We start from the raw sequence: 12,253 nt of genomic DNA on the forward strand, positions 1-12,253 counted from the left end.
TAAGCTTTAAAAAGCCTCCTATCAACTATATAGATTTTCAATATTCGATATAATCAACCATTTTATTAGACCACGACAAGGTGTGTAATGCGACATTTTCTTACTATTAACGACTATACAAAAGATGAGATATTAGAGATCTTAAAATACGCCTTAGACCTAAAAGCTAAGCATAATGAAGGCATAGATACTCCTGAGCTAAAAGGCAAAATCCTAGCTATGATCTTTGAAAAAAGCTCAACTAGAACACGTGTTAGCTTCCAAGCTGGAATCTATCAGCTAGGAGGACTAGGCATCTTTTTATCTAACTCTGACTTGCAACTTGGACGAGGAGAGATCATAAAAGATAGCTCAGCGGTTATAAGCTCTATGGTTGATATGATAGTTATAAGAACTCATGAACATACACGCTTAGAAGAGTTTGCAAAGTACTCAAGCGTAAATGTTATAAATGGCTTAAGTCAAGACTATCATCCTATGCAAGTACTTGCTGACTACTTAACCATGATAGAAAATAAGATTTTTAAACAAGACCCTATATTAAATATGGAAAGTGAGTATAAAGACCCGCTAGTTGCTTATATAGGCGATGGGAATAATATGGCAAACTCTTGGCTTATGCTAGCTTCAAAGCTTGGCTTAAGGCTTAATATCGCCTCACCTAAAGGTTATAAACCACAAGATAAGTTTGTAAAGATAGCCTTAGAAAATGCTAAAACTTCAGGAGCGATTATAAACATCATGGAAGACCCTAAAGAAGCAGTTGCTGGGGCTAATGTAGTGACTACAGATTCTTGGGTGTCTATGGGACAAGAAGCTGAAAAAGAAGAAAGACTAAAGGCTTTTAAGGGCTATATGGTAGATGAAGACTTGATGAAACTAGCCCATAAAGATTCTATCTTTCTTCACTGCTTGCCAGCTTATAGAGAGCTAGAAGTTGCTACTAATGTGATAGATGGGAGTAAGTCTAAGATCATAGATGAAGCGCATAATCGCTTGCATGTACAAAAGGGAGTTATGTCATGGCTAAGTCGTCATCCGCACAAAAAGAACTAATAAGAAGCTTACAAGATGCAAGTAATGTAGCCATAGCTACTTGTATAGATGATACTCATCTAAGCTTGGAGTTTCAGCAAGGAAGCTTTCAAGAAAAAGAGGCTTGGTTTATAAAGATGCAGCAAACTAGCCAAAGTGCAAGTTCAAGTGAGTTTGTAGTCTTACCAGAAACAGCACTTAATATTCTTTTAGATTCTTTAAAGTCTCAACACGAAGAAAAGCTTGTCTTGATGCTTCAAAAAGATATCTTAAATCTCATGCCACTAGACTTAGAAGACGCACTAGCTGTTGGACTAGAAGAGCTAGAAAAGCTAAGGGCTAAGGATGAGACTTTAAGAAATATAGACACTGAGCTTATAGCAAAGAGGATAAAGACTAACTATCCTAACTTATTCTTTGATGTAAGTAAAATCTTATAAATATAAAACTTTATATGTGAGGATATTAAATATGGGTAAATCTTTAATTCAAATAGACTTTAGTAAGCTTGCCTCACACTCTAAGCCAGGACCTAGATATACAAGCTATCCAACTGCTAATGAGTTTAATGATGGCTTTACTGCAAGCACGCTAGAAGCTTGCTTAAGGCAGTCTGATCTTGCTAAGCCTAGTCTTCCTTTATCTATCTATGTGCACCTTCCTTTTTGTAAGTCAGCTTGCTACTTTTGCGGGTGTAATGTAATCTATACAAGCAAAGAAGACAAAAAAGATAGATATATAAGCTACCTTAAAAAAGAGCTAGAGCTACTAAAAACTAAGCTTGATACAAGCCGAGAGGTAGTGCAGTTTCACTTTGGTGGGGGTACTCCTACTTTTTTTAACGCAGATCAGCTAAAAGAAGTTATAGACTTGATAAAAGGCACTTTTACTAACTTCTCTCCTAGTGCTGAGATAAGCTGTGAGATAGACCCTAGACACTTTGATGAAAAGCAGATGATGGTTTTAAAAGAAGGTGGCTTTAATAGAATCTCTTTTGGTGTTCAAGACTTTGATAGTGCAGTACAAACTGCTGTTAATAGAATCCAAAGTCTAGAGTTAGTAAAAGATAGTATGAATCTAGCTAGGAAGTACGGCATAAACTCTATAAACTTTGATCTAATCTATGGCCTTCCTTTTCAAAGTCTAAAAAGCTTCCAAGAAACTCTAAAAAAAGTAATAGCACTTAGTCCAGATAGGCTTGCTATCTTTAACTACGCCCATGTGCCTTGGGTTAAAAAAAGTATGCGTAAGATTGATGAAAGTGCCCTGCCACTACCAAGTGTTAAGCTTGAGATACTAAAAGAGTGCATAAACGTACTAGAAGATAGCGGCTATGAGATGATAGGTATGGATCACTTTGCTAAGAAAAGTGATGAGCTTTATAAAGCAAAGGCACAAGGTGAGCTAAGGCGTAACTTCCAAGGCTATACAACAAAGGGCTTTAGCCAAACTATAGGCATAGGTATAACTTCAATAGGCGAGGGTGCAAACTACTACACTCAAAACTACAAAGATATGCAAAGCTATGAAGAAGCACTTGATAAAGGAGTGTTACCAGTAAGTATAGGAATCTTGCTAAGTGAAGAAGATATGCTAAGAAAAGCAGTCATTATGTCTTTAATGAACAACTTAGTAGTAAACTTTGAAACTATAAACAAAGAGTTTAATATAGACTTTAAAACTCACTTTGCAAGTGAGCTTAGTGCCTTAAAAGAGTATCAAGACGATGGACTTCTAGAGATAGAAGATTCTAAGATAGTAGTTAGTCCAACAGGTGGCTTTTTGATAAGAAATATAGCCATGGTGTTTGATACATTTTTGGTGCAAAACTTAGAAAGGAAGTTTAGTAAAACCATATGAGTAGTAATGAGACTAAGAAGGCTGAAAGCATCTTAACTAGGACTAGCAACTCTTGTGTTAAGTGTGGCAAGTGTGTGCCAACTTGCACCATACATTCTATCAATCAAGATGAGACCACAAGTCCAAGAGGCTATCTAGACTTAGTAAGGGCTTATGCTGATGGTAAGCTTGCTATGGATAAAGGCCTTAAAAATGCTGTGGAGTCTTGCTTTTTATGTACAACTTGTGTGAGTGTGTGTCCTATGAGTCTGCCAGTAGATGTGGTTATAACTAAGGCTAGGGTTGATATAGCTAAGATTTATGGAATCCCACTTTATAAAAGACTAGCCTTTTACATGCTTTCTCATAGGAAGGTTTTAAACCTAGTTTTTGGACTTGGGGCGTCTTTTAGTTTTTGTGCTTTTAAAAAGGATAAAGATAAGTTTGTTTTGCGTTTTTCTTTTAAAGGCTTTAAAGATAGGGTTATGTTCCCGCTTAATAAAAAGAGCTTTTTGCAAAGTTATCCTGCTGAGATAAAAGCTAGCAAGAAAGATACTAGTGTTAAAACTTCTAAGCTAACTCATAATAAAGTAGCCATCTTTATAGGCTGTCTTGCAAACTATAACTATACAGGGGTTGGAAAAAGCTTAGTAGATATCTTGCAGTTTTTAGGAGTGGGTGTAGTTATACCTAAAAAGCAAGCATGCTGCAGTGCGCCAGCTTACTTTAGTGGGGACTTAAAGACAACGATAAAGTCTATAAGGTTTAATGTTAAGTACTTAAGTGAGTTTGTAGATAAAGTAGATGCAGTGCTTATACCTGAGGCGACGTGTGCAGCCCAAGTCATAACTGACTGGGAGCATGCCTTGCACTTAGATACTGAGATAAATGGTAATGATAACACTGCAATAATTGCTAAGCTAAAAACGATAACTTCTAAAACCTACCTAGCTTCAAAGTGGCTTTATGACTTTACTGATATAGATTCTATCCTTAAGACTAAAAAGATCTTTAATACTACAGTGACTTATCATGATCCCTGCCATGCCAAAAAGGTGCTAAAGGTTTATAAAGAGCCAAGGGCTTTACTTCAAAACTACCCTGTTGTGGAGATGGAAGGAAGTGATACTTGCTGTGGTTTTGGTGGAGTGACACTACAAAGTGAAAAATATCACCTAGCTATAAAAGTAGGAGATAACAAAGCTAATCTTATAAAAGCTACAGAGGCAGACTATGTAAGTGCAGAGTGCAGTGCTTGCAGGATGCAGATAGATAATGCCCTTTATAGAAATAAAGTAGATTCTAAGTTTGCCCACCCTTTAGAGTTGCTAGCTAAAGCCTTGCTTCAACCTTAAAAGGTATGAAAACTTTAATCTATGGGCCGCCTTTTAGTGCTAAGACTACCTTAGCTAGAGAGCTAGCTTCAAGATATAAAAGCAGCTTTTATATAGACCTTAGCCTTACTAAAACTTCCAAGCAAGAAAAACTTCTCCATGACGCCTTAGAAAAAGCTAGCTTCGATTTATCACATGGGGACAAAGACTTAGCTGAAAGCTATGATATATATATCTTTGATAACTTTGAAAATGAAGTCTCCTTGCTACAAGGACTAAAAAATGCCATAGTCATATCTAAGCAGTTTATAGACTTAAAAGACTATAAGGGCATAAAAACTTTTAGTTTTGACTACGCGACTTTAAAAGAGAGATTTGAGTGTAGTTTGCCTAGTTTTATAAAACATGGTAACAATCCTAGCCTTTATGAAGCAAGTGAAGCAAAGCGATCAAATCTCAAATATCAAAGCCTAAAGCTAGCACTAGGTGAAGACTTAGAGGTGTTTTTACATCTATTAGAGTGGCAGTCTTGTAAGATTAGCTTTAATTTTTTATATAAAAAGCTAAGACTTCATATGAAAATATCAAAAGATAGAATCTACTTTATACTTCACAAGCTAGAAGACCAAAGTATCATTTTTACTAAGACTAATAGGCTTTATTTTTATGACTTTAGTTTGGGGGTGTCTTTAGGCCTTTCAACCTTTATGCAGTCTTTTGAAAATATGGTCTTTTTAGAGCTTGTAGCTTTAGGTTTTAAGCTTGAAGCTTCAAAGCTTGCCACTTTTGAAAGCACTAAGTTTTGCTTTTTATGTTTGCCTTTTGCAAGTGGGGATGTTTTAGAAAAAAGGCTAAAAAAACTTAGCCTACTTAACTCAAAAGTAGCCGTTGCCATAACTATGTCTTATGAGTTTAAAGGGGCTAATATACTAGCTTTGCCTTTTGAAAAACTTCCCTTGCTGTTAGATGAAAGGATAAGTGGTTGATTGGAGTGTGTATTTTAGATGCTTAGTTTATGTCTTAAGGCTAAAGAGTGTAATAGACATGATGTGGCAATTTTTATCTATGTTATTTTTGAAGTTTGCCAAAGGCAAACTGTGGCATGCACGATGCGGTAATGACATATTTTTAGATTCTATAAGCTAATAGAATCTATTTTTATAAGCTTAGATTTTATATCTAAAAACCCCTATAGTTTCTTATAAGACTTTTTGGCAAAGTTAACTATTCCAGTTGAAAATTTATAGTCTATGTAAAAGTAGGCATGGCTTCTATCATCAGTCCTGCCGGCAAAATTATTTGGTACATCAGCCCTAGATACTTGTCCTACCTTATAGCCATTATTAGTGTGGACTTGTAGCCATTGTAAAGTTAAGCCAACTCCAAAAGTTTGAAACTGCTGATATAACTCTAATGAGATGGCATTTTCATCACTCTTAGTTGAGTTTGTATACCTGCCTAGTAAGTGCCAAGTAAGCGTGCCTATGCCTACGTCTTCATCACCTCCAAACCAGCCATAAGCACTAAAGGCGTTACGCCCTAAGATAGCAGACTGTGAAGGCCCTACTTCATAGATAGTGCTTGGGTAAACGTCTACGATAGAGTTTATGGTGCTATTACCTATGGTTCCTATGAAGGCATTAGCATGGCCAAAGTTTTTATAAAGCCCAAGTCCAAAGTCATAGTTTTTATAAGTAAAAGTTTGTATTAAAGAAAGGTTATAAGAGGTTCTATCTATTTGTTGACCTAGGTTGTAGCGGATGTTGTTTATAAGCTCTAAGTTTTCATCTTCACCTGCTGCGTTCCACTCTTCATCATCTATACGAACTGCGTAACCTTCAAGAGTAGTATTAGAAGTAAAGTCTCCCCATGCATAAGTACCTACGACCTTACCACCAAAGGCTGTAAAGTCCAAAGGGGTAAAAACTGTAAATGGCCTAAACATGATGCTATTACCCCCATCTGCATTAGCTAAAAGCACATCTATGCCTGCTTGAAAGTAGCCAAGTAAGTTATAGCCACTGCCATCAAGGTTTGTAAGTCTATTAGTTCTTGATCTGCTAGTTGGTGAGAAACGCTGCCAGCCACCAGTTGCTGAAAAGTAGTCATTTAAGCCGTTACTATAAGCTTGCGCGCGAGCCCAAGAGGCCTGCATCCAAGCTTTTACTTGACTATTTTTGTTTTGTCCAAAGTTGTAGTGAAAGTCAGCGTCAAAACCTTGAGTATAACCACTTAGGTAGTCTGTAGTTGACTCATAGCGTCCACCTTGAAAGTCAAAGTACTTGCTAGTAAAGGCTACATAGGCGTTATGTACTAAGACGTTTCTAGTGTTATTACCAGTAGCGTTACCTGTCCCAGCAAAACCCGGCCATATACCTATCTCAGCAAAGACTTTTCCAGAATCGCTTGCAGTTTTTGTTGAGTCATAAGCAAGCCCTCCTAGAGTTGCACCCACGTCAAAAACTAGACTTGTATCTTGCCAGCCTAGCTTATCAGTTGGGTCTATGTTTAAGTCAAGCTGGGTTATTAAGGCGGTATAAGATTCTGTAGGGTACTTGCCTTTGTCATCATCTAGCCTTTGATTATTAAAGCCAAATTTTGAAAAAGTACCTACGTAGCCATCTAGCATGACCATAGGGCGCTTTGTCGTGTTTTCTTGTGTGGTGGTGGTAGTGTTTGTATCTGTTTGGGTGTTTGTAGTATCTGTAGTTGTAGTATCTGTAGAGTAGGCTAGGGTGCTAAAAAGTGTCAGAGCTAGCACTGAACCTTTAAAGAAGACAGCTGGTTTCATAAAACTCCTTTTAAGATTATTATTGATAATCATTCTTAATAATTGAAGTTTATTCTAGTACTAAGTTTCTTTGAAGTCAATGGTATTTATTGAATATTTAGAAACTTTTGCATTAATTATTTTTCTTCTTAAATAGCCCTAAAAGTGGGAATTATAGCTTTATCATTATGAGTTAATCTTAGAGAAAAGATTCTCATTTTGACTAGAGTTTTGTTAAAAAGTAATATATTATTTTATTTTTTTATAGTTTTTGTTATTTTTATATTTATGGGATAAATTTTTGAATATTTTTTAATATTTGTAATGAAAGATACTTTTTATATGGAATCTCTAATTTTTAAGCTTGTAGTTTTTTATGTTTAAATTATATTTAGATGGTAATCTTTAGTCATGTTATGTAGCAAGAGGTAAAAGACTGATTTGGCAATTTTTATTTTTATTATTTTGCAGTTTGATACAGATAGTCTTTAACTTTATTATTTTGTAGTTTGCTAAAGCAAACTATGGCAAGGCAATTTTTCTATTTTCATAATATGCTAAGAGTGCTAAATGCATGATTTGATAATTAGATATTTATAGAATCTATATTAATGTATAGAAGTTATTTTTAGATTCTATATTTTTAACACTTTTTCCCTCCCCTTGTAGTTACTCTTGCAAAGGGAGGAGGAACTAATAAAGAAACTTTTAAGCCACACTTTTTAAGCTAGGGCTTAAAGCCTTAGATTTTTTTGTAAGACTTTCTCATAAAGGCTTTTACACCTGAAGAGAATTTATAGTCTATATAGAAGTAGATATGGCTTCTATCATCAACACGAGGGGCAAAGTTATCAGCTACTTTTGTGTAAGAGCCTACCATAAAGCCTCTGTTTGTATAGTCTCTCATCCACTCAGCTGTGAAACCTACGCCAAACATTTTGAATTGTTGGTAAAGATCTAGAGTTACAGCTGGTTCTTCTGCTCTATCACTAGTAGTGTATCTTCCTTGTAGTCTCCAAGTAAGCGTACCTATTTTTACATCTTGATTCCCACCAAGCCATAGGTAAGAAGTAAACGCCCTTCTTCCTACAACTGCTGATAAAGATTGACCTATCTCATAAACTGAGTTTGAGTAAACATCTATATCGCTTAAAGCACTATTACCAATTGATCCCATGTAGGCGTTAGCCATACCAAAGTTTTTATAAAACCCAACTCCAAAGTCATAGTTTTGGTAGTTGAACTTTTGTATAAGGGCTAGGTTGTAGCTGTTTTGATCTATGACTTGACCTTTGGCGTAGCGTATATCGCCTTGTTTTTCTAAGTTACCAGCAGTTCCTGCTAGATTCCACTCTTTGTCATCTACTTTTACCCAGTAGCCTTGAAGTGTAGTAGTAGACTTAAAGTCTCCACTTGCATAGCTTCCTACTGCTTTACCACCTACTGCTGTGAAAACACCCGGTGTAAAGTAAGCAAAAGGTCTTAAAAGTAAGCTGTGGCTTCCATCTGCATTTTGTGCATAGATATCTATACCGCCAGCGTGAACTCCTAGCAAGTTAGGGTTGCTTGTGCCACCTTGAGCAGTGTGCTGCCAGCCTGAAGTTGGAGCATAGTAGTCATATAGCCACTCACTATATGCTTGAGCCCTTCCCCAAGAGCTTTGCCACCAAAGTCTTAACTCGTGATTCCCTGCAAACTTAGTGTGTAAGCTAGTAGTGAAACCTTGTGTATAACCGCTAAAGTAGTCAATCTTTGATTCATAACGTCCGCCTTTGAAGTCAAAGTACTTGCTTTTGAAGTCTAAGTAAGCGTTGTGGACTACTATATTTCTTGCAGTGTTGCCATTTAGTGTTTGGTTTTGAGCGTAGCCTCCCCAGTAACCTACATAGTTATAGCTTAGACCACCTTCAGAGCCGGGAAAATTACCGTTGTTTGCAAACTTAGTTGAGTCATAAGCTAGCCCACCTAGAGTTGCACCCACGTCAAAGACTAAGCTTGTATCTTCCCAGCCAAACTTTTGGCTAGGGTCTATGTTTAAATCAAGCTGGGTTATTAAGCTAGTGAAAGATTCTGTAGGGTATTGACCTTTTGTAGTATCAACAGGGGCGTTATTAAAGCCAAACTTTGAAAAAGTCCCCACATAGCCATCTAGCATAACCATAGGCCTTTTAGCTGTAGTAGTTGTGCTTGTATCTGCATTATCTGCGCCTAGTGCCAAAGTCCCAACAAGGCTTGCTGCTAAGACTATAACAGAGCCTTTTATTAAAATACTTCTCATAATGTACTCCTAAGTAATATTTTTGGTGTGGGCATTGTAGTACTATGGATAATTTATGTCAATATCATTTAATAAGCATTTATGTAACAATGCTAAATGCGTTAGTGATTAAATTTAAGTTTTAGTTAAGAGAAAAAGATTTAAAAATGCTATTAAAGTAAAGATAAGTTGTATAAAAAGTAAAAATAATTGATCTAGCCCTCATAGGCTAGATCTTTATAGAAGCTATTTTAAGTATAAAAGTAAAATTTTTATTATCTTATAGTTTTGTATAAGATTTTTTCATAAAGTTTTTAACTCCACTGGAGAATTTGTAATCGATATAGAAGTAAGCGTGGCTTCTATCATCATATCTACGTCCAAGTGTAGAAGGATTTCCGGCAAATAGTTGTCCAACTGCATAACCTGCATTTGTTTGTACACCAAGGTAAACTAGGTTAAGCCCTACGCCAAAGTCTTTAAACTGTTGGTAGATATCAAGTGATAGTGAGTTTTCTTCTGCCCTTGGAGCTGTTGTATATCTGTACTGAAGATTCCAAGTGAGATCACCTATACCTACATCGTGAGTACCACCTACAAAGCCATAAGCACTAAAAGCGTTTCTTGCTAAAGCGTTAATGTAGTCACGTCCATAGGCATAAACTGAGTTTGCATTAACATCTACATAGGAGTTAAAGCTAGCATTCCCTGTAGTACCTATGATGGCGTTAGCAAAGCCGAAGTTTTTATATAGACCTAGACCAAAGTCAAAGTCTTTAACATAGAAGGTTTGGATTAATGCTAGGTTAAAGCTGTTTTTATCTAGTGTCTCACCAAAAAGTTTTGCATTAAGCCCTGTGCCAACTGCACTAAGCTTAGAAGGATCATTCATAGTAGCATTACTTAGTCCTACCCAGTAGCCTTGAAGATGAGTTTTAGACTTAAAGTTAGAATCTCCAAAAGTAGCTACTACCTTACCACCTACTTGAGTGAAGATATTATTAGCAAACTCTACAAAAGGTCTTACTAGGATGTTTCTAGTGTTATCAGCATTGCCAAAAGTTAGATCAAGTCCTGCAAAGTGAAGTCCACTGAAGTTGTCTTTTTGCCAGCCGCCACTTTCTGAGTAGAAGTCATAAAACCATCTACTATAAGCTAGACCCCTTCCCCATGAGCTCATCCACCAAAGCTTAGCTTCGTTGTTATCACCAAACTTATAGTGTACGTTAGTGCTAAAGCCTTGGTTGTAACCGCTTAAGTAGTCAGCATCAGATTCATAACGACCACCTTTGAAGTCAAAGTACTTGCTTTTAAAGTCTACATAGGCGTTATGTACGATGATGTTTCTAGTGTTGTTCCCAGTAGCTTCTTGGGCATTTCTAAAGTAGCCATCACGATAGCCAAAGTAGTTAAAGGCTAAACCGCCGCCATTAGTGCCATTATTATCAAACTTAGTTGAGTCATAAGCTAGCCCTCCTAAAGTCGCACCCACATCAAAGGTTAAAGAAGTATCTTCCCAGCCAAACTTTTGACTAGGGTCTATGTTTAAATCAAGTTGAGTTACAAGGCTAGTAAAAGACTCTGTAGGATATCTGTCTTTTGTGGCATCAACTGGAGTTTGGTTAAAACCAAACTTTGAAAAAGTACCCACATAACCATCAAGCATAACCATAGGTCTTTTGGCAGTAGTAGTGGTGCTAGCAGCCTCATCACCTAGGGCTAAAGTCCCAACGAGACTAGCAGCTAAAATCAAAAACGAACCTTTTAGAAAAACAGCTTTCATAAAAACTCCTTATGTAATTTTGGATTGGGGTCATTGTAGTACTAGGGATAATTTGATGTCAATATCATTTAATCTTTGTTTAATCTTCTCTGTACGAGTATGCGAATACAAAGGGGGGTTTTGCTGTGTTACAAAAGTGACTTTAGATTCTCATTTTGGCTAGGAAAACTACCTAATTTGTGGAGAAAATAAGACTTGAAATTTTTTAAAAGTATTTGATCTAAGTCAAAAAAAGCCTTAGCTAAATTTATATAAAAATAAACGAAACATTTTCTTATTATATTTTTGCACTTTTTACTATAGGTAACATAATCAGTATAGTTTTTATATGAAATTTTTACTTTGCTTTTATTTGCCAAAGATTTTTTAAAAGCTAGAGTAGGCCTTTGATTCTTATTTTTAATTAAAAATTACTTTTATTTGTCTTAAAAGGCTTGCTTTTAATCTACTTTATAGTTAATCTTTTGAAAATTAACATGAGGAAGGAAGATAATGCCAAAAGTTTATTTTTTTGCTACCTGTGTGGGTAGTGCGGTGTATGCAGATACATGTGTAAATGCCATTAAGCTTTTACAAGATGCAGGCGTAGAAGTCATCTTTAAAAAAGATCAAACCTGCTGCGGTCAGCCAAGTTTTAATAGTGGTTACTATGATGAGACTAGAAAGATAGCACTTCATAATATTAAAGTTTTTGAAGGAGACTATCCTATAGTTACTATAAGTGGTTCTTGTGCTGGTGTTATGAGAAAAGATTATGAAGAGCTTTTTGAAGGAAGATCAGAGATAGATGAAGTAAGAAAGTTTCAAGCTAGGATGTTTGAGCTTAGTGAGTATTTAGATTCTGTATTAAAGATAAAGTATGACACTAGAGATAAAGGTGAAAAGATAAAAGTTACATGGCACTCTAACTGCCATGCTTTGCGCGTTGCTAAGTGTATACCTAGTGCTAAAAACATACTTAGGTCTTTGTCTAATGTAGAGCTTATAGAGCTTGAAAGAGAAGAAGAGTGCTGTGGCTTTGGCGGGACTTTTGCCGTTAAAGAGCCTGAGCTTAATAAGGCCTTAGTTACTAGTAAGATAGAAGATATAAGATCAAGAAACGTAGACTTGATGTTAGCTGCTGATGCAGGCTGTCTTTTAAATATATCAGATGCTATGAAAAAGCAAGGCTACAACCTTCCAACGATGCATTTTTATGACTTCTTAGCTAAACGCTTACAACTTGCATAAAGGAG

The 12,253-nt window shown here is 36.2% G+C and carries 9 protein-coding genes; 6 read left to right on the forward strand and 3 right to left on the reverse strand.

Annotated features, from left to right (window positions below):
• The first annotated feature begins 87 nt into the window (after window positions 1–87).
• Genes argF through BKH40_RS00100 form a run of 5 tightly spaced genes read left to right on the forward strand, consistent with a single transcriptional unit; the run spans window position 88 to window position 5,194 of the window.
• Complete coding sequence (gene argF, locus BKH40_RS00080) at window positions 88–1,056, forward strand: ornithine carbamoyltransferase (RefSeq protein ID WP_095275733.1); 969 nt, start codon at window positions 88–90, stop codon at window positions 1,054–1,056.
• Complete coding sequence (locus BKH40_RS00085) at window positions 1,023–1,475, forward strand: DUF2603 domain-containing protein (protein ID WP_095275735.1); 453 nt, start codon at window positions 1,023–1,025, stop codon at window positions 1,473–1,475. Before argF ends, BKH40_RS00085 begins: the two co-directional genes overlap by 34 nt.
• A gap of 31 nt (window positions 1,476–1,506) precedes the next feature.
• Complete coding sequence (hemN, locus tag BKH40_RS00090; protein WP_095275737.1) at window positions 1,507–2,895, forward strand: oxygen-independent coproporphyrinogen III oxidase; 1,389 nt, start codon at window positions 1,507–1,509, stop codon at window positions 2,893–2,895.
• Window positions 2,892–4,229, forward strand: coding sequence for a (Fe-S)-binding protein (locus tag BKH40_RS00095; RefSeq protein WP_095275739.1), 1,338 nt, complete (start codon window positions 2,892–2,894; stop codon window positions 4,227–4,229). The genes hemN and BKH40_RS00095 overlap by 4 nt, the downstream gene beginning before the upstream one ends.
• A 5-nt stretch (window positions 4,230–4,234) precedes the next feature.
• Window positions 4,235–5,194, forward strand: coding sequence for an ATP-binding protein (locus tag BKH40_RS00100; protein WP_095275740.1), 960 nt, complete (start codon window positions 4,235–4,237; stop codon window positions 5,192–5,194).
• A gap of 203 nt (window positions 5,195–5,397) precedes the next feature.
• Here the strand turns inward: BKH40_RS00100 and BKH40_RS00105 are convergent, their stop codons facing one another.
• The 3 genes from BKH40_RS00105 to BKH40_RS00115 all read right to left on the reverse strand — a co-directional run bounded on the left by BKH40_RS00105 (window position 5,398) and on the right by BKH40_RS00115 (window position 11,018).
• Window positions 5,398–6,999 carry an outer membrane family protein gene (locus BKH40_RS00105; RefSeq protein ID WP_180675031.1) on the reverse strand — a complete coding sequence of 534 codons (1,602 nt, stop codon included), beginning with the start codon at window positions 6,997–6,999 and terminating at the stop codon, window positions 5,398–5,400.
• 721 nt (window positions 7,000–7,720) lie between these two features.
• Entirely contained in the window at window positions 7,721–9,256 is a 1,536-nt protein-coding gene (locus BKH40_RS00110; RefSeq protein WP_095275744.1) for an outer membrane family protein, read from the reverse strand.
• 259 nt (window positions 9,257–9,515) lie between these two features.
• Window positions 9,516–11,018 carry an outer membrane family protein gene (locus tag BKH40_RS00115; protein ID WP_095275746.1) on the reverse strand — a complete coding sequence of 501 codons (1,503 nt, stop codon included), beginning with the start codon at window positions 11,016–11,018 and terminating at the stop codon, window positions 9,516–9,518.
• 492 nt (window positions 11,019–11,510) lie between these two features.
• Here BKH40_RS00115 and BKH40_RS00120 point away from each other — a divergent pair, with 492 nt between their 5' ends.
• The gene (locus tag BKH40_RS00120) at window positions 11,511–12,248 is read left to right on the forward strand and encodes a (Fe-S)-binding protein (RefSeq protein WP_095275748.1); all 738 of its coding nucleotides are present in this window, start codon (window positions 11,511–11,513) and stop codon (window positions 12,246–12,248) included.
• Window positions 12,249–12,253: the final 5 nt, after the last annotated feature.

The organism is Helicobacter sp. 11S02629-2 (assembly GCF_002272875.1).
Classification (GTDB): Bacteria; Campylobacterota; Campylobacteria; order Campylobacterales; family Helicobacteraceae; genus Helicobacter_I.